Here is a 24241-nt window from a genome sequence, read left to right on the forward strand (position 1 = left end):
TATGGTTAGTTTTAGAGTTGAAAAAAAAACAAAATAAATGATAAATCTACGCAACATTTCTATTAAAAATAAACTGGTTCTGATGCAGGTTTTTACCTCTGCATTTGTATTAGGAATCTGCATTGCAGCATTTGTAATAATCAATATTAAAGGATTTAAAGACCGAAAAGTGGTTAGTTCAACAGCGATCGCTCAAGTAATCGGCTTTAATAGTGCTTCTGCCATCGATTTTTTAGACAATGCAGCCGCCGAAAAAATCCTATCGGAACTAAAAGTACAAAATGACATCTTGAATGCAGTTATACTTGATAAAAACGGAAAGGCTTTTGCTTCTTATACCAAGCCAGGATCTGATCCTACTTATAAATTCTCTGTTCCAGAAATGAATCAAAATAAGTCCCTGTTTACTAGTCAACACCTTTTTGTTTATAGCGAAATAAAGAAAGACAATGAGACAATAGGATATGTTTGCATCCGCTTTGAACTAACTGAATTAAGTAGAATAAAAATGGATGTGCTAAGCCTAGGCGTTATTTTGCTACTATTGGGAATCGGGCTTGCTTTTTTAATTGCCATGATAATTAAAAAATACATTTCAAAACCCATCTTAAACCTTATAGACATCACTCAAAAAATAAAAGAAACTGCTGATTATAAAATCAGAATGACTGTTGAAGGAAAAGATGAAATTAGCGTTCTTGCCTCTGGCTTTAATGACATGTTAGAAAACATTGAAAAAAGGGACAATGAAGTCGCCAAATCTAAAGGGCAATTAGATGAGCAAAACACCCTTTTACAATCCGTTATACAAAATATGGGAGATGGGTTAGTAGTTTCTGATGAGAACGGAAAATTCATCATTTGGAACCCCGCCTCCGAAAAAATAATAGGAATTGGACTTTTAGATATTCCTGAAGAGAAATGGGCTGACACTTATGGCGTCTATTGGCCCGACACCAAAATTAGGATGAATACAAATGACCTTCCTTTGGTCAAAGCCATACATGGCGAAGACGTTGATGATATGGAACTGTTTATTCAAAACTACAGAAAAACCGAAGGTAATTTCGTTATAATGTCGGCCAGACCACTAAAAGACTCAACAGGTAAAATCACAGGGGCCGTCGCTGTTTTTCACGACATCACTGAAAGAAAAAACTCAGAAAATCTTATAAAAAAACTAAATGAAGAGCTAGAAAAAAAGGTAACCGAACGTACCGCTCAATTAGCAGAAGCCATAGAAACGCTGCAAACAAGCGAAGAAAAATACCGTGAAATAGTCGAAAACACAAGTGATGTAGTTCATACCACTGATTATAAAGGAAACGTAACTTATATCAATCCCGCTTGTGAAAAACTAACTGGTTATACCCAAAAAGAATTGACAGGCACCAATATTTCTGACCTTGTTGCTCCGGAATGGAGAGAGCGTGTAAACGAATTTTACCTAAATCAATTCAAACATAAGATCGACGAGACCTTATTTGCATTTCCAATAATCACTAAATCTAGAACACAAAAATGGGTGGAGCAAACCGTAAAACAGTTGAGGGAAGGCAATAGGATCACTGGTCATAAATCGATTATGCGAGACATTACGGACCGAAAAACCGCAGAACAAAAATTAAAAGAAAGCGAAGGTCAGTTGCAAACCATATTTAACGAGGCACCAGATGCCTTAATTGTAATAAATGAAGAGGGAAATATTATTAGATGGAATCCAAAAGCTGAAAAAATATTCGGATGGTCGTTAGCCGAGGTTTTAGGTAAACCTATGACCGATTTAATTATTCCAGAACAGCATAGAGAAAGTCTTGCCAAAGAGTTTAAAACTTTTGTTTTAACCGGAAAAAGTCCCATAATAAACAAAACAATACAAATCACCGGCCTTAATAAAAACGGCTTAGAGTTTGACATTGAGTTTACGGCCTCCCCTGCCAGAATATTGGGTAGCTACATCTTTATCGCCTTTATCAAAGACATTTCTGAAAGCAAAAAAATGGAAAATCAGAAAATTGAGGCCGATAGATTGGTACGTCAAAACGAACTAAAATTAAAATTGATTTTAGAAAACATTGGTGAGGGAATTATTGTTACCGATACACAAAAAAGAATTGTTCTTTCCAATCATATGGCGGAAGAAATTATAGGAATAAAACAAGATTCAGAAATACCTACCACCCTCGATTGGTCTGCGGAATATGAACTATATTATCCTGATGAAAAAACCATTTTCCCTGCACAAAATCTTCCTTTAGACAAAGCATTACGGGGCGAATCAACCGATGATGTTGAAATAATAATTGCGAATCCCGAAACAAATACTAAAAAACGAGTTTTAATAAGCGGAAGGCCTATCGTTGATGAAAACAACTACGTAATTGCTGCCGTTGCAAATATAAAAGACATCACTTCTTACAAGCAGCTTGAGGTAGCATTGGAGGAAAGTGAAAAGAAATACCGGAAATTAATAGGCTTCAAAAGCGATGAAAAATAACTGAGATTATTATATACCTACTTGACATAAGCTATACGTATGTAGTAATTTTTAGATTTGATTTTAACTCCCTCTTTTGGATATGGAAAGACTTCTATGTTTTGTATGTTTCTATTATCAGCTCGCAAATATTGCGAAAACCACGCTATGTTTTTCTGGCTGTCAGTCTCTGAAATGGTCAAAGTCTCTTCCTTTATGATTTTTTTATCCAGATATACAGTTATCACAACTTTTATCTCACCAGCCCAAACACAGTTTACACCAACCGGACAGCGCGAATCTGACAGAACTTCTTTAAATGTTAAAAAATCCCCTTTTTTCTTTATACAGCTATTTTGCTTGATTTTTAGATAACTGACATCCTTATTATTCTGGCCAAATAAAGAAAAGCTAAAAACTAGTATACCGGCAAAAAGAATATTCTTCATTTAAATTTAATTATCATTTAATTATATCAAATATAACTTGATTCAATCTAGGTCGTTTCTACGAAAAGATTGCTGGCAATTTTATTCGAAATCGTCAAAACGGCACCATCGACATTGATTTTGAATGATAGATCAAAAGTTTCTTTACTTAGAATTTCTATTTTGGATCCCAAAGCAATTTTTTGCTTGTCCAAGTATTTCAAAAATTCAGATGAAGTATCCTTCACTCCCACACAAATCCCTTTTTGCTTAGCGGAAAGCTCGGAAAGCAATTGCTTTTCAATTTTGAGTATCTGTCCTTCCGCATTTGGGATTGGGTCACCGTGTGGATCTGTGGTTGGGTTACCCAGAAAATCATCCAATTTATTAATCAGCTTTTCTGACTTTATATGTTCTAATTGCTCGGCAATATCGTGTACCTCATCCCAAGAAAAATCTAACTTTTCTACTAAGAAAACTTCCCAAAGACGGTGTTTTCTAACTATCATTTTTGCAGCTAGTTTTCCTTTTTCCGTTAAGGAAACCCCTTGGTATTTTTTATAGTTCACCAAGTCTTTTTCGGCCAGTTTTTTAATCATATCTGTTACCGAGGAAGCTTTAGTTTCCATCATTTCAGCAATGGCGTTTGTGCTCACCGCAGAATTTGAAACGACTGTGATATGGTAAATGGTTTTAAGATAGTTTTCTTCTGAAAATGTCATTTTTTTATTTTTTTAGCCCCGATAGCACCTTTATCTTTTTTCCTTTAAAAAGATAAAGATATAGCGCATAGCGAGAAAAAGCTTCTAATAATTTTAATTTTTAACTATAAATAGTGGGATCGAAATCTTGTGACGCAGCTTATCTACTGTAGTACCAAAAATCAAATCCTTGAAACCAGTATGGCCATGTGTTCCCATAACTAAAATGTCGAAATTACCTTTATTAATAATCTCTGGAATGACTTTATTTGGTTTTCCAAAACCTAGCTGGATTTCTACAATAAATCCTTTTTCTGAAAGCATATCTTTGTATTCCTTTAGTAATTTTTCGTCAATTGAGGTTTCATGATCGTCTACATGTTCCCCAAAAATCATTGCTCCTACGGTTTCTACGACATGTATCAAAGTATATTTTGCACCTAAGCCTCCCAATTCAAAAGCACTATTCAGAGCCACTTCATCAGCATCAGAAAAATCTACAGTCACAGCAACATTCTTTTTGGCACTACTCCCAGACTCCGAAAATTTAAGTTTTAAATTATGTGGCGAATGATTTTGAATATTGATTTTAGATTTTGAAACAAATGGTTTAAAAACAATATACAGCAGTAGAATCAAGAAACTAAAAGCTAGTGGAACCACTGTCAGCCAAAGTATAATAGGATTTTCAGAAGCTTCGAGCCATCCGTTGATCTCATCATAAACTAACTTTCCATTTAAAATAACAATTATTGTTGCCACAGTCCAAGAGGCGACTTGTGTTAGCTTACTAATATGAAATCCATACATTTTTGATTTATCACTTACAAAATGAATTAATGGAATGATGGCAAAACCCAATTGCAAACTCAAAACTACCTGACTCAAAATTAGTAATTTTCCGGTTACGCCTTCTCCAAAAATGCTAATCACAATAACTGCCGGTACAATAGCGATCAATCGTGTTATAATTCTACGTACCCAAGGCTGGATTCTTAAATTTAAGTAACCCTCCATAATAATTTGTCCTGCCAAAGTTCCCGTTATTGTTGAACTTTGCCCTGCAGCAATCAAGGCTACAGCAAATAAAATAGGCGCCCACTTAGTTCCCAAAAGCGGAGCTAAGAACTTATGTGCATCTTGAATTTCAGCCACATGATACATCCCGACTTTATAAAAAGTGGCTGCCGCCAAAATTAAAATCGCTGCATTCACTAAAAAGGCCAAATTAAGGGCAATGGTAGAATCTATGAAGTTGTATTTTAAGGCCTGCTTGATTCCTTCTTTTGTTCTGTCGAACTTTCTGGTTTGCACCAATGAAGAGTGCAAGTACAAATTGTGAGGCATAACCGTAGCCCCGATGATTCCAATGGCGATATACAATGCAGTTTCATTTGGCATTGAAGGAATTAAACCCAAAAGCACTTTGTCCATTTCTGGTTGCGCAAAAATCATCTCAAAAATAAAAGAAGCCCCAATCACCATCACCAATGTAATAATAAAAGCCTCCATTTTACGTATCCCCTTATTAATCAAAAACAACAATAAAAAAGTATCTAATACCGTAATCATCACCCCTTCGATAAGTGGAATATCAAAAAGTAAATTAATCCCAATCGCCATTCCTAAAACCTCAGCCAAGTCACATGCTGCAATGGCAATCTCGGCCAAAAAGTAAAGAATGTAATTGATAAATGGCGAATAGGTTTCACGAGAGGCTTGTGCCAAATCCCGTTGAGTCACGATTCCCAGTCGAGCACTCAAACTTTGCAAAAGCAAAGCCATAATATTACTCATCAATAAAACCCAAAGCAAAGAATAGCCAAATTGACTACCTCCAGCGATGTCTGTAGCCCAGTTTCCCGGGTCCATGTATCCAACGCTGATAAGGTAAGCAGGGCCAAAAAAGGCTAATATTTTTCGGAATACTGATTTCTTATTTAGTGTAGAAACCGACTCGTTTACCTCTTCTAATGATTTTCCCATTTATAAATATTTTATTTCCAAATATATAAACATTTTTTGGCAAAGTAATCTTTTTTTTAGATAAGTCTAAATTTAATTTATTTACATAGTTTCAGCTCCCATCCAACGTCTAATTTTAATTCCTTATTTTTGAAAAGAATTTCTTGACTCAATATGAAACATTACAATTACATTTTCGCTGGTGCAGGTTTGTCTGCTTTGATGACGGTCTATAAAATGGCGTTATCTGGTAAATTTAAGGACAAAACGATTCTGCTTATTGACGAGGATGTAAAAAAAACAAATGACAGGACTTGGTGTTTCTGGCTAAAAAACGACTCCGTTTGGGAAAAATCAATCTCCAAAAAATGGAATTCGGCCCTGTTTGCCAATGCTGATTTTCGTCGCGACTTAGATTTATTGCCATATCAGTACAATATGGTTCAGGGATTGGATTTTTACAATCAAGTGTTTGAAGGTATTCTGAATGAAACTAACATACATTTCATTAATCAAAAAGTGATCGATATCAACGAAATCCCAAATCATGTCTATGTAGCAACCGAAACAGATAGTTATACCTGCGACACCCTTTTTAACTCCATTTACAGAAAACAAGAAGTAGAAAACCAAACCAAATATCCTGTTTTGCAACAGCATTTTATAGGTTGGTTTATAAAAAGTAAAGAAGCTGTCTTTAATCCAGAGCAAGCCACTTTCATGGATTTTTCGATAGAACAAAAAGGCAACACTCGCTTTATGTATGTTTTGCCCACTTCAAAAACCGAAGCATTACTAGAATATACGCTGTTCTCGCACCAACTTTTAGAGCGAAGCGAATACGAAGAGGAGATTCAGAAATATATTCAGAAACTCGGTATCAACAACTACGACATCATCGAAAAAGAAAGAGGAAGCATCCCGATGAGCTGTTATCCTTTTTGGAAAAAAAACACCAAACGCGTTCTCAACATAGGAACTGCCGGTGGCTGGACTAAGGCCAGTACTGGTTACACTTTTAAAAACTCCGACAAGAAGTCGACCGAACTAATTGAATTCATTCAAAAGGAAAGCGACCTCAGAAAGTTCCATAAAAAGACGAAATTCTGGATTTATGACTTGCTTTTGCTAGACATATTAGATCGTCATAACGAAATGGGAGCTCATCTCTTTTCGTCGATGTTTAAAAAAGGAGACTCCAAATTGATCTTTAAGTTCTTGGACGAAGAAACTTCGTTTCTCGAAGACATTCAGGTGATTTTAAAATGTCCAAAAACACCCTTCCTCAGTGCTTTAGTAAGGTCAATGCGGCATTTATGATGGTGAATTGCGTCCACAAACACCGTCTATTAAACAATAACAAAACTTTATAATGCATCTAATGGAGTTCTTTTTAAACTTCGTAACTTTGCCTATTCAAAAATTAATATTTAAAATATAAAGATATGTATCCAGAAGAAATGGTAAAACCAATGCAAGCTGAATTAACAGTAGCAGGTTTTCAAGATTTACATAGTGCAGAAGCGGTTGATAACGCAATAAAAGCAGAAGGAACTACACTAGTAGTTGTGAATTCAGTTTGTGGTTGTGCTGCTAGAAATGCGCGCCCAGGAGCAAAAATGAGCTTAGATGGTGCAAAAAAACCAGACCATTTAATCACGGTTTTTGCTGGAGTTGACAAAGAAGCAGTTGATGCTGCAAGACAACACATGTTCCCTTTCCCTCCATCATCACCATGTATGGCTTTGTTCAAAAACGGAGAATTGGTACATATGTTAGAGCGTCACCACATTGAAGGTCGCCCAGCTGAAATGATTGCTGAGAACTTACAAGATGCTTTTAACGAGCACTGTTAAGACTACTATTTAGTCAAAACATATTGCGCTAATAACGCAAAAACTTTAACCGCAGATTCGCAGATTTTTAAATTTGTGAAACTGCGGTTTTTTTATTTGTAGCTATTTCCAGCTGTCCATTATATCTTTTCCTGGCTAAAGAAGCCAGTAAAAGAATGCCGTTCCCATCTGTGCTAAAAGATATTTTGCACGAAATAGAGAAAAGTTGTATATATTGGAGTAAAACAACTAATAGTTAAAGCTAATATGAAAAAAATTCTATTCATCATCTTATTAGTGAGTTTAAAAGTCAATTCCCAACAACTAGTCGGGAACTGGAAAGTCGTCTGCTATGAGGATGAAATTTGCTATTTCAACAAAACAACCGATTCAATTTTGTACAAAGATACTACCCGAAAAGAAGAAGCTGAAAATTTTCGTAAAATGTCAGATTTAATCATATTCCCTATTACTTATAATTTTGATAGTAATGGAAATTACACGATGACAAACCCTATGATCGGTAAAACTCATGGTAAATTTAAAATTGACAAAGTCACTAAAAAAATCGCCTTTATTGATGATGAAAATAAAAAATTTGAAATACCCTTCGAGTACAAAGATGAAATCCTCTTTCTTCAAATGAAAATGGAAAATGCCTATATGAAAATTGGCTTAAAAAAGAACTGAGTTTTTTTGTCATCATACCAGGTTCAAAAAAATTACAGCTAGCTCGAGCGTTACGCTCGCAAGCATAAAGTTGATACTAACGCACCGCAGAAGCAAAAAAGTTAGTTTTTAGAAATCCTACTCAACGTTAAAATTTTTATAAATACTCATATCCATTCTTCATTCCTTACAAAATCTAATATTTTTATCAAATGAAAAAATCGATACTGACACTTTGTGTCTTGGCAGCTGTTGCATTTTCTTGTAATAAGAAAAAAGACAGTCAGGATGAATCTAATAAAAATGATACCATTGCAGTCGTAAAGCGATTATCAAAAGCAGATTCTATTGTCAATCTAGCCATTGAAGCACACGGTGGTGATTTATACAAGAAGGCAGATTATTCATTTACTTTCAGAGATAAGAAATACCACTTTAAAAACGACGGAAACAATTACGAATACATATTAGATTTTAAAAAAGGTGATTCTGTTTTTAAAGATGTCATTACTAACAGTAACTTTAACAGATATATCAATACAAAACAGCAAACTTTGACTAAAGAAGATGCCGATAAATACGGAGAGTCGTTGAATTCAGTTATTTATTTTGCTACACTTCCTTACAAATTGCAAGATGCTTCTGTAAACAAAAAATTCATCGAGGAAACAATTATCAAGGAAAGAAGCTACGATGTTATAGAAGTTACTTTTGGACAAGAAGGTGGTGGCAAAGATTTTGATGATGAATTTCACTACTGGATAAACAAGCTAACCCACAAGATCGATTATTTAGCATACAACTACCGAACAAATGATGGCGGAGTTCGCTTTAGAGCTGCATTCAATACTAGAGAAATTGACGGAATAACTTTTCAGGACTACATCAATTACGAAGCGCCCGTAAAAACACCGCTGAAAGATTTACCTAAATTATACGAACAAGGAAAGTTAAAAGAGGCTTCTCGAATCTTAACAGAAAACCTGATAAGCAATCAAGATTAAATAATACTACAAATCGTTATCGCTAAACTTATTCCCTAGCCCAGATTGCAGCGACATCCTCTTGTGGTAGCGATAGTTAACACAAGAGATATAGCGGAAAGCTAGATAAAGCTCCTACACTTTGAAAATTAAAACCATTAAACAATTAAGTTAAATTAAGTTTCAGTGGGAATTGCTAAACTTTGAAGCCTAGAGACTTTTGCCGCTCAAAAACTTTTCCCTACTTTTGCACAAATAATTTTTCACACTTAAACCGTTTATAGCATGCAACTGTATAACACTTTAAGCGCAGAAGAAAGAGCCATCATGATTGATGATGCCGGAAAACAAAGACTTACTTTGTCTTTCTATGCTTATGCGCAAATTCAAGATCCAACACAATTTCGTAACGATTTATTCCGCGCTTGGGATCCGCTAGTGGTTCTTGGTCGTATTTATGTGGCCAAAGAAGGAATAAATGCTCAGTTATCGCTTCCTGCTGATAATTTCTATGCCTTTAAAGACACCATCGAAGCTTATGATTTCATGAAGGGAATGCGCCTGAACATCGCCGTAGAACAAGACGATCACTCTTTCTTGAAACTGACCGTAAAAGTGCGTGACAAGATTGTTGCTGACGGATTAAATGACGAGACTTTTGATGTAACCAACATTGGAATTCACTTAAAAGCAAAAGAATTTAACGAAATTTTAGAAAATCCAAATACCATAGTAGTTGATTTTAGAAATCATTACGAAAGTGAGATTGGATATTTTAAAGGTGCCATTACACCTGATGTTGATACTTTTAGAGAATCACTACCTATTATCAACGAACAATTACAAGATTTCAAAGAAGATAAAAACTTGGTGATGTATTGCACCGGAGGAATCCGTTGTGAAAAAGCATCTGCCTATTTTAAACACCAAGGGTTTAAAAATGTATATCAGCTAGAAGGTGGTATCATTAATTATGCAAAGCAAATCAAGGAAGAAAACCTAGAGAGCAAATTTATAGGTAAGAACTTTGTTTTTGATCACCGCTTAGGCGAAAGAATCACTGACGATATCGTTTCGCAATGCCATCAATGTGGAAAACCATGTGACGTACATACAAATTGTATTAATGAAGGTTGCCATTTATTGTTTATCCAATGTGAAGAATGTGCAAAAGCCATGGAAGGTTGTTGTTCGCAGGATTGTATTGATGTGATTCATTTACCAGAAGACGAACAAAAAGCCATTAGACGAGGAATAAAAAACGGCAATATGATTTTCAAAAAAGGAAAATCAGATGTATTGACATTTAAAAATAGAGAAGCAAATCTTGATCCTTTGGCCGCAGTTCCTAATCTTGTGGATTTAACCAAATCGAAAGTATTGGCTAAAAAAGCACCAAAAATCAAAAAACAATACATTGGCAGAGGAACCCACTTTTTTCCAAAACCAAGTGTTGGCCAATTTACAATTGAAGAAAATGAAATCAAGATTGGGGATACCATCTTGATTAAAGGTATGACTACTGGAGAACAAAAATTAGTGCTTTCTGAAATGCTAGTTAATGATAAAGCTGCTGATAAAGCCGTTGCAAATGATGTTTGTACTTTCAAATTACCTTTTAGAATTCGATTGTCAGATAAATTATACAAAGTTTTAGACTAAAAATCTATAATAGAATATTTACAAAAAGCCTATTTCATTCATTTGAAATAGGCTTTTATTTTACATTTAAATACCTAAACCACAAGGTCTTTAAAAAATGAAATAAACAACAAAAACGGGTTTTAATAATAATATTTACACGAATCAAACGAAATGTACAATATATACTGTTAATAATTGTTAAATTATGTTAGTTTTACATAAACTAACACAATCAAATAACAATGAAAAAAACGTATTTAATTCTATTACTGCTCTTTTTTGGAATCACTACCAATTATTCCCAAAATATTACTGTAAAAGGTAAAGTTTCGGACGCCAAATCTTTACCATTACCAGGCGCAAATGTGTCTCTCAAAGGATCCAAATCTACCGTTGCTACAGATATGGATGGGAATTATCAAATCGAAGCTTCAAAAGGAGCTACTTTGATTTTTTCTTACATTGGGTTTATAAGCCAAGAGCTTAAAGTTTCGGGTAGCACTCTAAGTGTTTTTTTAAAAGAAGACGGCGAAAACAAACTAGACGAAGTAGTGGTAACCGCGATGGGTATCAGCAGCAAGTCGAAGTCTTTAGGTTATGCCAACCAAACAATTAAAGCTGCAGACATTGAACGTCCTGGACAGCTAAACGCCTTACAAGCACTGCAAGGCAGCATTTCCGGAGTAACTATTAGTAAGACTTCAGGAGAAGCAGGAGGAGGAGTTGACATCTTAATCAGGGGAGTTTCCTCTTTGAGTACAGGTAGCAACAACCAACCTTTGATTGTTATTGATGGTAACCCTGTTAACAATAGCACGATATCTGGAAATGTTTTATCAAGTGCAAATACTTCTTCTCCGGGAAGCAACGAGCAATTTGGTTTTTCAAACCGCTCCATTGACATTAACCCTAATGATATTGAAACTTATACGGTATTAAAAGGAGCTGGAGCTACAGCCCTATATGGCATTTTAGCCGGTAATGGAGTTATTATTATCACCACTAAAAAAGGAAAAGAAGGAAAAACTAAAGTAAACTTCTCCTCTAGTGTAACCATGAGTGAGGTTAACAAATATCCAGAATTACAATCAACTTGGAGAGAAGGATCTGGCTTATCTCCTAGAGTTTTAAGCATGAATGCAGATACTCCCTCTGGCGTTTCTTACTATCCTGGATTTACTTCTGGATTTCAAACTAACGGTCCTGCTTATTCAAGTAGTGATGACGCGAGTATCAAATTTAGAGATTTTTACAAAGATTTTTTTAAAACAGGTATTAACACAACTAACAATGTTAGTTTGAGCGGTGGATCTGAAAAAATGAATTATTTTGTTTCTGCCTCTTCAAGTAAAGATGAAGGAATTGTGCCAAATACAGAATACGCTAGAAAAACGTTGAAATTTAATGGAGGCTATAAACTTTCAGAAAATTTAAAAATGGGAACATCTGTTTCGTATGCAAATTCCGGAGGGACTCGCGCAAATACTGGAGATAAATCGATAATGAGTTCACTATCATATTGGTCTCCATCTATAGATATTAAAGATTATTTGACTGCATCTGGAGGCGAGAAAGATTGGACTGTCGGAACTATTGACCAGCCCATCTATTTTGCTACGACAAGTAATCTGCATGACAAAGTTGATCGCTGGATTGCATCTGCTAATTTGAATTGGCAAGCAAAACCTTGGTTAAACATAGTTTATAGAGGAAGTGTAGACAACTATTCTGAAACAAGAAATAGATATGCAGGTGCGGACTTAGATCCTGGATCTCCTGTAAATGGTTTTGTAGTAAACGAAAAAATTAATTTTAGAGGCTTGAACTCTGACATATTAGTAACTGCCGCTAAAAATTTCGGAGATTTTAACACGTCTGCAATGATTGGTAATCAAATTTTTGAGACCAACTCTGATTATGGTTTTGTGAGAGGAGAAGGATTGTTGTTGCCTAAATTTAATAATATTGCGAATACGATCAATAAATATGCTGCACAAACTACAGAAATAGTTAGAACAGTTGGTTATTTTACTGAGTTGAAAGCAGACTATAAAGAAAGAGTATTTCTAGCCGCTACGGGAAGAAGAGATTATGCCTCTACTCTGCCTACTGCAAATCGAGCATTCAATTATTTTTCTTCTAATCTTGCTTTTGTATTTCATGATCTTATGGACAAGGAAGGAAGTTTACTTTCTTTTGGAAAACTGCGTGGATCATGGGCTCAGGTTGGGAAAATTCCTCCATTTGGAATTGGAAGATACAGTTACCCTGACACTCCCTTTAATGGTGTAGGTGGCGTTAGCCTTGGTACTATTGATGCAGATCCAAATATTAAAGCTGAGATTGTTACCACAACAGAAGCAGGTATTGATTTACGTTTCTTTCAAAATCGCCTTCGTCTAGAATATACTTATTTTGATAGAAAAAGTGACGGACAAATTTTAAAAGTAACGTTACCACAAAGTACTGGTTTAACAGGAACTTGGACTAATTCTGGTTCGTTGAAAACTACTGGACATGAATTAACATTAGCAGCTGATATCGTTAAAAGCGCAGATTTCAAATGGACTGCTATAGCCAACTTTACTGCTTATGAAACGGAGGTTTTATCAATCCCTTTTGATAATATTGATTTTGCTTACAATGGTGGTGCCGATATCTATTCTCGAATCAAAGTGGGTGATGCTGCAGGTTCTTTATACGGTAGAACTTGGACTTATATAGATGGTCAAAGATTAATTGGTTCAAATGGATTACCTGTAATAGCAAAAGATGTTAATGGAGCGGTACTTTATTCTAAAGTTGGAAATGCTTTCCCTGATTATGTACTTACGCTAAACAACACTTTCAAATACAAAAACTGGGATTTAGGGTTCATGTTTGAGTATAAAAAAGGCGGTGAAGGATTTGATCCAGCGGAAAGAAATGGTATTAGAAATGGTATTTTAAAAATGACTGAAGATAGAAATCATACTGCGGTTTTAGAAGGTGTAAAAGCGGATGGTTCACAAAATGACATTCCTGTAACAATTGACGGTAATAGCTATTATAGAAGTACAATTATCAACCAAGCATCTGAAATATTAATTCAAGATACTTCTTGGTTGAAGCTTAGAAACGTGTCTTTAACCTATAATTTATCATCTAATTTAGTGTCTAAATTGAAATTATCAAGTGCTTCCTTCTCAGCAAGCGGTAATAACTTTTTGTTATGGACACCTTTCAGAGGATTTGATCCAGAAGGACAACAATTTGGTTCAGGAAGTAATGTTTATGGTTTCTCTGGTTTAAATATTCCTTTAACACAATCGTACACATTGGGCTTAAACATTGGATTTTAATTTATTAAACGAAACAAATTATGAAAAAAATATTTAAAATTGCTACTGTACTTACTTTAGCAATCTCCGTTTATAGTTGCAGTGACAACTATTATGACACAAACACACCCAGTAATGCTGTTTCATCTGAATCGGTTGGTATCAACAATATTTTGTCTTCTTCTATTCAATACACAATGACTGCTCAATATAGCGCAGCAACTAGTTTGGCTCAAGTAGATCAACATATCGCATCAGCTTTTAACGATCAGAATATTGACAAGCACTATCAATCCTCGTTAGATGAATACTGGAGACTTGTTTATTCGAAAGCACTTCCAAATATTAAAGTTTTAGAAGAAAAAGCAACTGCGACCAATTCAAGTCACTATCTCGCTATTGCAAAAGTGTTAAGAGCAGTAAACATTGGCTTAACTACTGATCTACATGGAGACGTTCCTTATTCAGAAGCTACCCTTGCAGCAACAAATTTTTATCCAAAATACGATGCGCAACAAGTTATCTATACTGATGTTATAAAGTTGTTAGATGAGGCAATAGTATTGTTTTCATCTCCAAACACTTCTACATTCAACCCTGGAGCGGATGATTTAATCTACGGTGGAAAAGCAGCAAACTGGACAAAAGCGGCATACACTTTCAAGGCTAGATTTCAACTACACTTAATGAAAGTAAACGGAGCAAATGCAACAGCTACTGCTGTTTTAGCAAGTTTATCAAAAGGCTTCACAGCTAATAGTGATGATTTCCAATTAAAATACAATAGCGTAAATACAAATCCTTGGTACCAATCTCAACTGGGACTGTCTACTGGAAACCTTACCTTTTATATTTCAAATCATTTCATCAGTTATATGAACGGAGGAACCATTTTTCCTTTTGCCTCTCCTTTGTTAACAATGGATCCTAGAATGCCTTTATTAGTTGACCTAAGTACATACTCAAGTGCTGGCATTTCCGCAGGTCCAGATCCAACCGTAGTTGTAAACTATGTAGGATCAACAAATGGAACTGGTACTAGCTCTAAAACTAAAATTGGAACTCAGTTTTTTTACTCAAAAATCGATTCTCCATTAGTTTATCTGACTTATGCAGAAGCTAAATTTATGGAAGCAGAAGCCCAATTTCTTCTTTCGGGAGGCACTTCAACAAGTGTGGGTACAAATGCAGCCGCAAACGCAGCTTACCTTGCTGGAATTTCAGCTAATATGGACAAACTTGGCGTTGTTGTTGCTAATAAAAACACATATCTAGCTGATGCATCAATTGCTAAAGGAGTTGCAGCATTAGAACTAAAAGATATCATGAGACAAAAATTTATTGCCTTATTCTTAAATCCAGAAGTATTCACTGATTATAGAAGATATAATTTTTCAACAGATGCCTTCAAAAATTTAACTAAACCAGCAAATACTGATCCTTTAAATGAAGGAAAATGGATTAGACGATTTGTTTATTCAAGCAATGAAAGAGGAGCAAACACTGCAAATTACAACTTAAATTTCAAACCTATGATTAGCCCAATTTGGTGGGATAAATAATATTTAAACTAAAATTTAGTTTTTTAAACTATTCATAAAAGCCTATTTCATTCATTTGAAATAGGCTTTTATTTTAGTAAATATTTATGAATTATTGCGGTTTTCAATGGTTGCGACATAAACTTAAAAAATGCTATCTTTACCAATTAATCGTTTTAAGAACATAAGTTGTGTTTATCACAACACTATATATAAAATTATGGCATGTACAAGTTGTTCAACTTCTGATGGTGGCTCACCAAAGGGTTGTAAAAATAATGGGACTTGCGGCACCGATAGCTGCAACAAATTAACTGTTTTCGATTGGCTTTCTAACATGAGTTTACCCACTGGTCAGGCTCCTTTTGACTGTGTAGAGGTTCGCTTTAAAAACGGTAGAAAAGAATTTTACCGCAATACTGAAAAATTGACTTTAAGCATGGGAGACATTGTGGCTACTGTTGCATCTCCTGGTCACGACATCGGAATTGTTACTTTAACAGGAGAATTGGTTAAAATCCAAATGAAGAAAAAAGGCGTTAGTCCTGATAGTAATGAAGTTCCAAAAATCTATAGAAAAGCATCTCAAAAAGACATTGACATTTGGTCTGCTGCACGAGAAAAAGAAGAACCAATGAAAGTTCGCGCTCGTGAACTTGCGATTGCCCAAAAATTAGAAATGAAAATTTCGGATATCGAATTTCAAGGTGATGGATCAAAAGCTACTTTTTATTATACCGCTAATGATAGAGTTGACTTTAGACTTTTAATTAAAGATTTCGCCAAAGAATTCAGCACTAGAGTTGAGATGAAACAAGTTGGTTTCCGTCAAGAAGCAGCTCGTTTAGGAGGGATTGGATCTTGCGGACGAGAACTATGTTGCTCTACTTGGTTGACTGATTTCAGAAGTGTGAATACTTCAGCTGCACGTTACCAACAACTGTCTTTAAACCCTCAAAAGCTAGCAGGACAATGCGGGAAATTAAAGTGCTGTTTGAACTATGAGCTAGACACTTATATGGATGCGTTGAAAGGTTTTCCTGATTTTGAAACTAAATTAGTTACTGAAAAAGGAGACGCAATTTGTCAAAAACAAGATATTTTTAAAGGCCTAATGTGGTTTGCTTACACTAATAATTTTGCAAATTGGCATGTATTAAAAATTGAAAAAGTAAAAGAAATCATTGCTGAAAACAAACTAAAAAATAAAGTTTCATCATTGGAAGATTTTGCAATTGAAATCATTCAAGAAACAGAGAAAGATTTTAATAATGCTATGGGGCAGGAAAGTTTAACTCGTTTTGACCAACCTAAAAAAAGAAAAAAACCAAACAAAAAGCCAAAACCAGCAGGGGAAAATGTCATTGTTGCCAATAACAAAAAACTAGCAAATAATAACTCTTCTGCCGCTAATGAAAAAAAACCAGCAGCACCAAGAAAACCTATAATTATTAAAAAAAATGAGACTAAAAAATAGCTTTTTTATTCTTCTAACGGTGTTTATCATTTATTCATGCGATAAAAAAAGGGTATTTGATGAATATAAAACGGTAGGAAGTAGCTGGCACAAGGACAGTATCATCACTTTCGATCTGCCCGTTTTAGATTCCACAAAACGCTATAATGTATTCATAAATTTAAGAGACAATAACAATTACCAATACAACAATCTTTTTTTGATTGTTTCCATGGAAAAACCAAATGGATATACAAAAGTGGACACGTTGGAATACCAAATGGCCAGTCCAGACGGAACACTCCTTGGAGATGGATTTACTGACATTAAGGAAAGCAAATTGTTTTACAAAGAAAATGTGAAGTTCAAAGGCAAGTACAAAGTACAAATCAAACAAGTTGTCAGAGAAAAAGGTAAAGTACCAGGAGTCAAACATTTAGAAGGTATCACTGATGTAGGTTTAAGAATAGAAAAAATAGAATAGTACAATTTATGGCTACGAAACAAAACAACAATAAGGTTAATACGGTCGATAAAGATTTTAAATATTACACTAAAACATTTTGGAAAATATTCTTCTCTGGAATGGGCGCAGTCGTGCTTTTTTTCTTGTTTGCCTCTTGGGGAATTTTGGGATCCATGCCCTCATTTGAAGATTTGGAAAACCCTGACTCAAATTTAGCCACGGAAGTAATATCCTCTGACGGAGTAGTTATAGGTAAGTATTTCCAAAAAAACAGATCTCAATTAAAATATTCAGATTTGCCAAAAAACCTAGTAGATGCTCTGGTAGCTACTGAGGACGAAAGATTTTACGAACATTCTGGTATTGACGGAAGAGGTACATTAAGAGCTATTGCAAGCCTAGGAAGCAGTGGGGGAGCAAGTACCTTGACGCAACAATTAGCCAAGCAGTTATTTCACGGTGAAGGATCAAAATTCTTGCCTTTTAGAATTATACAAAAAGCAAAAGAATGGATTATTGCCATTCGATTAGAAAGACAATACACAAAAAATGAAATATTGGCCATGTATTGCAACATCTATGATTTTGGGAATTTTTCTGTTGGTGTCAGCTCAGCTGCGCAAACTTATTTCTCAAAAGAACCAAAAAATCTTACGATAGATGAGTCGGCTATATTAGTTGGAATGTTCAAAAACTCGACCTTATACAATCCAGTAAGAAACCCACAAGGAGTAAAAAACCGCAGAAACGTTGTGCTGGCTCAAATGGAGAAAAGTAAAATGATTTCTGAAGCACAAAAATTAAAACTTCAAAGCCTGCCTATCACATTACATTTCAAACTAGAAAGTCACCGCGAAGGAACAGCCACTTATTTTAGAGAGTATCTTAGGGACTACATGAAAAAATGGGTTGATGAGAACAAAAAACCAGACGGATCAGATTACGATATCTACAAAGATGGATTGAAGATCTATACTACTATCGACTCCAGAATGCAATTGCATGCTGAAGAGGCAGTTTCGGCACATATGGCAAACCTTCAAGAAGAGTTTTTCATACAGGCAAAAAAGAATAAAAACGCCCCTTTTGTTAACATTTCTAGTGCCGAAACGCAACGTATTTTAACACAAGCGATGAAGTCATCAAACAGATGGAGTGTTTTAAAATCTCTTGACAAAACTGATGAAGAAATCATAAAATCATTCAGTGTAAAAGCAAAAATGACAGTCTTTACCTGGAAAGGTGAAAAAGATACGATTATGACCCCTATTGATTCCATCCGCTATTACAAACATTTCCTGCAATCAGGTTTGATGGCTATGGAACCCCAAACAGGAAACATAAAAGCCTGGGTAGGTGGAATTAACTACAAATACTTTCAATACGATCACGTAGGACAAGGTGCGAGACAAGTTGGATCTACATTCAAGCCTTTTGTTTACGCAACCGCGATCGAACAATTGAACATGTCTCCGTGCGATTCAATCATAGATGCTCCTTTTACCATGCCGGCAGGACGTCACCATGCAACAGAAGCTTGGTCACCTAGAAACTCGGACAACAAATACAGAGGAATGGTTACGTTGAAGAAAGCATTGGCGAACTCCATAAACACAATATCTGCCAAATTAATGGATAAAGTAGGTCCTGAAGCGGTAGTTAAATTAACGCATAAATTAGGGGTGAAATCCGAAATTCCAATACAAGCATCCATAGCATTAGGAGCGGTAGATATCACCGTTGAAGACATGGTAGCAGCATACGGAACATTTGCAAATCAAGGTGTGTATATCAAACCGCAGTTCTTGACAAGAATCGAAGACAAAAGCGGCGTTATTATCTACGAACCCATTCCTGAATCACATGATGTTTTAAATAAAGACATCGCATTTGCGATTATTAAACTATTAGAAGGAGTTACCGAAGGTGGCTCTGGAAACCGTTTAAGAACTGAAGGCGGTGGTTATGGATATAATAGAATAACTGGATACCCTTATAAATTTACAAATCCAATCGCAGGTAAAACAGGAACAACTCAAAACCAATCTGATGGCTGGTTCATGGGAATGGTTCCAAACCTTGTGACGGGTGTTTGGGTAGGTTGTGAAGATCGTTCAGCTAGATTCAAGAGCATTACTTATGGTCAGGGAGCAACTGCAGCATTACCGGTTTGGGCTTACTTCATGAAACTTTGTTATGCTGATCCAGAACTTAAAGTGTCTAAGGAAGAATTCGACAGACCTGCAAATCTTTCCATAAAAGTAGATTGTTATTCGGCTCCAAAAGCAAAAGACACTACTGCCGTTCAAAATACAGATGAATTCGAGTTTTAAAAAGGCTTAGGAGCTATTTCCAGCTATACGCTATATCTTTATGGTTGAAACCCAACCATAAAGGATAACGCTACTATCTGGGCTAGATCAATACTATTAATTAGATCATTAGAACCAAATTATATGATTAATAAAAAAGTAAATTCCGTTCAAGAAGCACTTCAAGGTGTAGAAAACGGCATGACCATAATGTTAGGTGGTTTCGGACTATGCGGTATTCCAGAAAATTCTATCGCAGAACTAGTAAAAAAAGAAACAAATAACCTGACTTGCATTTCAAACAATGCTGGTGTTGATGATTTTGGTCTTGGCTTGCTATTGCAAAAAAGACAAATTAAAAAAATGATTTCTTCCTATGTAGGGGAAAATGCCGAATTTGAACGCCAAATGCTGTCTGGTGAATTGGATGTGGAGTTGATTCCACAAGGAACATTGGCTGAGCGCTGCCGATCTGCACAAGCCGGAATTCCAGCTTTCTATACTCCTGCAGGATACGGAACAGAAGTCGCAGAAGGCAAAGAAGCACGTGAATTCAATGGAAAAATGCACGTTATGGAGCATGCTTTCAATGCTGATTTTGCCATTGTAAAAGCCTGGAAAGGAGACACTGCTGGAAATTTAATATTTAAAGGAACCGCTAGAAATTTCAACCCTTGTATGGCTGGTGCTGCAAAAATTACCGTTGCCGAGGTAGAGGAATTAGTAGAAGCCGGATCACTTGATCCCAATCAAATTCATATTCCTGGAATATTCGTACAACGAATCTTTCAAGGAGAATTATATGAGAAAAGAATCGAACAACGTACAACCAGAAAAAGAGACTAATCATGGCACTTGATAAAATTGGAATAGCGAAGCGAATCGCACAAGAATTAAAAGACCGTTATTTTGTTAATTTAGGGATTGGAATACCTACGTTGGTAGCCAACTATATCCCTCAGGGAATTGACGTTGAATTTCAAAGCGAAAATGGAGTTCTAGGAATGGGATCATTCCCTTTTGAAGGAGAAGAAGACGCCGATATTATTAACGCCGGAAAACAAACAATAACAACTTTAGCAGGAGCTTCATTCTTTGATTCCGCTTTGAGTTTTGGAATGATTCGCGGACAACATGTAGACTTGACCATTCTGGGAGCTATGGAAGTGGCCGAAAACGGGGACATCGCCAACTGGAAAATACCAGGCAAAATGGTGAAAGGAATGGGAGGCGCAATGGATTTAGTTGCTTCTGCCGAAAACATCATCGTGGCCATGATGCATGTAAATAAAGCGGGGGACTCAAAAATATTAAAACAATGTACTTTGCCTTTAACCGGAGTAGGTTGTGTCAAAAAAGTGGTTACCGAATTGGCAGTTTTAGAGGTAACTCCAAAAGGATTTAAATTACTAGAACGCGCACCAGGTGTAACTGTAGAACACATAATCGCTTCAACTGAAGCAGAATTAATTATTGAAGGTGAAATTCCTGAGATGCAAATTTAAATCTCTAATAAAAAAAAATGCAACTTAAGGGCTTTCCTTATATCTCTGAGTAGATTTGCAGTTCATATCTAAAAAGAAGGCCACCCTTTATGTGGATGGCCTTATAAAAAAACTTTAAGTTTAAACTTAATAAGTATAAGCAATAGCCTTAAGGTTATCTTTTTTATTAGAGGTTATAACAATAAATTGACACCCTTTTTTGGCAGCATTTTGTTTTAATTGTTTTTCACCTATTTGGGCTAAGGACCACCTTGTTTCACCTTTAGCAATTGAATGATATCCTTTCAGATTTTCAGATTTTGTTAAACCAATTGTCTCTGATTCTTTTAATACAATCACTTTTTTGTAATCAAGATTATCCGCAAAGATTATCCTTTCAGAAACAATTTTAGAATTATTTTGGGCTTTTTCATTTAATTGCGCTATTGCATAACGGCTTATTTTGTGTTCCTCCATACTATTTGGGAGTGCATAATAAACGATGTTGTTATCCGTTTTTATATAGTTTACTTCTAATTTTCCGCCATTGTGTTTAATGATTTCGTGTGTTTGCGCAAAAAGTGGCGCCGTAAATAATACGGCTATTACAGCTAATATAATTTTCATTTGTATTTAAATTTTTGACCACAGTAAAAATTGCGGCTGATTTTATAATTAATTCAATATTGCTTTCATAACAAAGCAAAAGTGTAAAGTAATTATACTAGCTCTGGAGGTGGCGTAAAATTTTTAAAACTAAATTCCTTAACATTAAAGGAATAAAACGAATTGATTTTTTGTGAATCAAATAATGAAAAAGAGTCCAAATCAAAAACTTCGATTTGGTTGATGAATAGCGTTTTTAACTGACCTTCAACTTCGGTTTTTTCACTAGCTTCAAAATAACTGTATTTTTCATTTTGAAGGAAAATAGTTGACTTGTCATTTATCCAAAATAATGAAAAAGTGGCTATCAAGAACAGGAAGATTAGTTTAATTGCGTTATTTTTCATAAAATCAAATTTAATTATAAAGCCTTGTTTTTACAAGGATTATAAGAAAATATTAAGATTTATTACAATTTGTATTTACTTTTTGCAAACAGATTTTTTTTAATAGGATGTCTATAGATTATTTATCTGTTTTTGAATGACCCCCTCATATTTTAAGTGATAAAAATTTCAATTTTTAGCAAAAAAAAAGCTGTCCGTTTTGAACAGTCAATTTCTATACTTTTTGTTTCTACAAATTTTCAAAGAAATCGTTCCCTTTATCATCTGTAATATTCAAAACAAGGAAATCTTTGATCGTGATTTTACATAGGGCTTCCCTGCCTATTCCAGGAAAATCGAATACCTAAACAGATCAAATATTGTTTTTGGTTAATATGGCAGCTGAACACCCTATTGACCCAACATAGCACCCAACATAGGTTTTACAAGCACCATTAGTCGTGATGCTTTTTTATGAGACTATCTATTCTATTAAAAAAGCAAAACTCCTAGAAATAGCCACACCCGTTTTACAACTTATATAGTAATGGTTTTAGTGCTAGTAGATTCGCTTTACTAAATGGTTTTTCGACAAAATCAATTATTTTAGAATACGATTTAGCCTTATCTTTATCTGCTTGATCTACCGAAGAAGTGACCATGATTACCTTAATTATTTTACTAAAACTTTCCTGATGAATAATATCTAACAATCCCCATCCATCCATTATGGGCATATTAATGTCCAAAAACAACAATATGGGCGCAGCGTCGTCTGCAATGCTCTCAAAAAAAATTAAAGCCTTGATTGCAGAACTGAAAGTTTTTGGCTCTTTACAAAGTCCAACAGCCTGAATTATTTTACTATGCAAAAACAAGATTATCTCATCATCATCAACAACAACTATATTATAACTCACTTGACTTATATTTTATTAATAGTTTCCGTTTTCTTCACAATATCTCTTATAATGGTATCAAGCTCAGTCCCAGAATCAAAAAAGTGACTCCATAAATCTTGATATTCAGCGGGAATTTCGTCTGACTCTTTCATAAAATCAACGATTGACATCATTTTTGCTAAAGGCGCCCTAACAACATGCGAATGTGTCCACGCAATTTCTTTCAGACTTTTATTTTGGTCCTCTATAGTAGTAATGTACTGCATCTGCTTCGTTATATCATTTGCCATAACCAATTTAGCTTTTTGGTCATTAAAAAAAATGATATTACTTTGGATCTCCACATTAATTATTTTCCCGTCTTTTTTCTTATGTCTCAAATATTTCTTTTTGAGATTTTCTTTATATTGGCTGAAGGAATTAACCCCTTCATCAAAAATTGAATAGTCCTCTACTGGCCAGATTTCCTTAATCGTCATTTTAAGAAATTCCTCCTTTGTATAACCATAGTTATTTACAGCAGCATCATTTACATCCAGAAACTGAAAAGTCCCTAAATCATAAACCCACATAGGTAAGGGACTTAAATGAAAAAGATCACTATATCGTGTTTTTGCCATCTCATATGAAAAGAAAATCTTTTTTCGTTCTATGGCACAAACTATACTCTTATACAGCATCGCTGTTGTTAAGTCCTCCTTAATTACGTAATCTGAAATACCTTGAGAAATTGATTTAAGAGACATCTCTTCATCAGCAATTGTGGCCAAAACTACTATTGGGCTAAAGAATACTAAATCTAACATTTTAGTAACTACTTCCTTCTTATCGATATCAGGTAGTGTAAGATCCAATAATACCGCGTCAAAAAATTTATCTTCGGAAGCCAAGATGAACGAGGCTTCCTCAAAGTCCTTCGCATGTTTGACTTCTGACTTAAAATCGAATGCTGCTATTAATCGTTTTATTGTCTCATAATCGCTGAAATTATCTTCAACAATTAGAATAGAATACATTTTTGGCTTTTCAGTCATTTCCCTATTATTCACTTTCATAATCCAACATTG

At 35.0% G+C, this 24241-nt stretch carries 20 protein-coding genes and 1 pseudogene; 13 read left to right on the forward strand and 8 right to left on the reverse strand.

Features of this window, described 5'->3' with window-relative positions; translation table 11 throughout:
- Nucleotides 1-37: 37 nt before the first annotated feature.
- The gene (locus HJ01_RS02685; RefSeq protein WP_040473632.1) at nucleotides 38-2497 is read left to right on the forward strand and encodes a PAS domain S-box protein; all 2460 of its coding nucleotides are present in this window, start codon (nucleotides 38-40) and stop codon (nucleotides 2495-2497) included.
- A gap of 17 nt (nucleotides 2498-2514) precedes the next feature.
- On the opposite strand, the gene HJ01_RS02690 is transcribed toward HJ01_RS02685, so the two are convergent.
- The 3 genes from HJ01_RS02690 to HJ01_RS02700 form a co-directional block, all read right to left on the reverse strand.
- Complete coding sequence (locus tag HJ01_RS02690) at nucleotides 2515-2925, reverse strand: hypothetical protein (RefSeq protein ID WP_007136741.1); 411 nt, start codon at nucleotides 2923-2925, stop codon at nucleotides 2515-2517.
- 47 nt (nucleotides 2926-2972) lie between these two features.
- On the reverse strand, nucleotides 2973-3626 hold the full coding sequence (locus tag HJ01_RS02695; RefSeq protein WP_007136742.1) for a metal-dependent transcriptional regulator: 654 nt from the start codon (nucleotides 3624-3626) through the stop codon (nucleotides 2973-2975).
- A gap of 93 nt (nucleotides 3627-3719) precedes the next feature.
- Nucleotides 3720-5591 carry an Nramp family divalent metal transporter gene (locus HJ01_RS02700; RefSeq protein WP_007136743.1) on the reverse strand — a complete coding sequence of 624 codons (1872 nt, stop codon included), beginning with the start codon at nucleotides 5589-5591 and terminating at the stop codon, nucleotides 3720-3722.
- Between the two features lie 153 nt (nucleotides 5592-5744).
- Between HJ01_RS02700 and HJ01_RS02705 the strand changes: the two genes are divergently transcribed.
- The 12 genes from HJ01_RS02705 (at nucleotide 5745) to HJ01_RS02760 (ending at nucleotide 21301) form a co-directional block, all read left to right on the forward strand.
- A complete protein-coding gene (locus HJ01_RS02705) occupies nucleotides 5745-6890 on the forward strand; it encodes a lycopene cyclase family protein (protein ID WP_007136744.1) in 1146 nt (381 codons plus the stop codon).
- Between the two features lie 125 nt (nucleotides 6891-7015).
- Nucleotides 7016-7426: a BrxA/BrxB family bacilliredoxin gene (locus HJ01_RS02710; protein ID WP_007136745.1), complete on the forward strand. Its 411-nt coding sequence runs from the start codon at nucleotides 7016-7018 to the stop codon at nucleotides 7424-7426.
- A gap of 246 nt (nucleotides 7427-7672) precedes the next feature.
- Complete coding sequence (locus tag HJ01_RS02715) at nucleotides 7673-8095, forward strand: hypothetical protein (RefSeq protein WP_007136746.1); 423 nt, start codon at nucleotides 7673-7675, stop codon at nucleotides 8093-8095.
- A 191-nt stretch (nucleotides 8096-8286) separates the two neighbouring features.
- Complete coding sequence (locus tag HJ01_RS02720; RefSeq protein WP_007136747.1) at nucleotides 8287-9078, forward strand: DUF6503 family protein; 792 nt, start codon at nucleotides 8287-8289, stop codon at nucleotides 9076-9078.
- A 264-nt stretch (nucleotides 9079-9342) separates the two neighbouring features.
- Entirely contained in the window at nucleotides 9343-10719 is a 1377-nt protein-coding gene (locus tag HJ01_RS02725; RefSeq protein WP_007136748.1) for a rhodanese-related sulfurtransferase, read from the forward strand.
- Between the two features lie 224 nt (nucleotides 10720-10943).
- Nucleotides 10944-14042 (forward strand): SusC/RagA family TonB-linked outer membrane protein, encoded by a 3099-nt coding sequence (locus tag HJ01_RS02730; protein WP_007136749.1) that lies wholly within the window; start codon nucleotides 10944-10946, stop codon nucleotides 14040-14042.
- A 20-nt stretch (nucleotides 14043-14062) separates the two neighbouring features.
- A complete protein-coding gene (locus tag HJ01_RS02735) occupies nucleotides 14063-15583 on the forward strand; it encodes a SusD/RagB family nutrient-binding outer membrane lipoprotein (protein WP_007136750.1) in 1521 nt (506 codons plus the stop codon).
- A 199-nt stretch (nucleotides 15584-15782) separates the two neighbouring features.
- A complete protein-coding gene (locus HJ01_RS02740; protein ID WP_007136751.1) occupies nucleotides 15783-17039 on the forward strand; it encodes a stage 0 sporulation family protein in 1257 nt (418 codons plus the stop codon).
- Nucleotides 17023-17502 carry a gliding motility lipoprotein GldH gene (locus HJ01_RS02745; RefSeq protein ID WP_007136752.1) on the forward strand — a complete coding sequence of 160 codons (480 nt, stop codon included), beginning with the start codon at nucleotides 17023-17025 and terminating at the stop codon, nucleotides 17500-17502. Before HJ01_RS02740 ends, HJ01_RS02745 begins: the two co-directional genes overlap by 17 nt.
- 8 nt (nucleotides 17503-17510) lie before the next feature.
- Entirely contained in the window at nucleotides 17511-19817 is a 2307-nt protein-coding gene (locus tag HJ01_RS02750; RefSeq protein ID WP_007136753.1) for a penicillin-binding protein 1A, read from the forward strand.
- Nucleotides 19818-19940: 123 nt separating this feature from the next.
- The gene (locus HJ01_RS02755; RefSeq protein WP_007136754.1) at nucleotides 19941-20642 is read left to right on the forward strand and encodes a CoA transferase subunit A; all 702 of its coding nucleotides are present in this window, start codon (nucleotides 19941-19943) and stop codon (nucleotides 20640-20642) included.
- Nucleotides 20643-20644: 2 nt separating this feature from the next.
- Nucleotides 20645-21301: a 3-oxoacid CoA-transferase subunit B gene (locus tag HJ01_RS02760; RefSeq protein ID WP_007136755.1), complete on the forward strand. Its 657-nt coding sequence runs from the start codon at nucleotides 20645-20647 to the stop codon at nucleotides 21299-21301.
- Nucleotides 21302-21427: 126 nt separating this feature from the next.
- Here the strand turns inward: HJ01_RS02760 and HJ01_RS17115 are convergent, their stop codons facing one another.
- The 5 genes and pseudogenes from HJ01_RS17115 to HJ01_RS02780 form a co-directional block, all read right to left on the reverse strand.
- Nucleotides 21428-21907, reverse strand: coding sequence for a hypothetical protein (locus HJ01_RS17115; protein WP_007136756.1), 480 nt, complete (start codon nucleotides 21905-21907; stop codon nucleotides 21428-21430).
- Between the two features lie 92 nt (nucleotides 21908-21999).
- A complete protein-coding gene (locus HJ01_RS02770; protein WP_007136757.1) occupies nucleotides 22000-22293 on the reverse strand; it encodes a hypothetical protein in 294 nt (97 codons plus the stop codon).
- A 229-nt stretch (nucleotides 22294-22522) separates the two neighbouring features.
- Nucleotides 22523-22723: pseudogene (locus tag HJ01_RS17540) on the reverse strand (fumarate hydratase C-terminal domain-containing protein); the annotation flags it as partial.
- 79 nt (nucleotides 22724-22802) lie between these two features.
- Nucleotides 22803-23192, reverse strand: a complete 390-nt coding sequence (locus HJ01_RS02775) for a response regulator (protein WP_040473633.1) — start codon at nucleotides 23190-23192, stop codon at nucleotides 22803-22805.
- 5 nt (nucleotides 23193-23197) lie between these two features.
- Nucleotides 23198-24229 (reverse strand): PAS domain S-box protein, encoded by a 1032-nt coding sequence (locus HJ01_RS02780; RefSeq protein WP_007136760.1) that lies wholly within the window; start codon nucleotides 24227-24229, stop codon nucleotides 23198-23200.
- Nucleotides 24230-24241: the final 12 nt, after the last annotated feature.

It is taken from the genome of Flavobacterium frigoris PS1, assembly GCF_000252125.1.
GTDB classification, from domain to species: domain Bacteria; phylum Bacteroidota; class Bacteroidia; order Flavobacteriales; family Flavobacteriaceae; genus Flavobacterium; species Flavobacterium frigoris_A.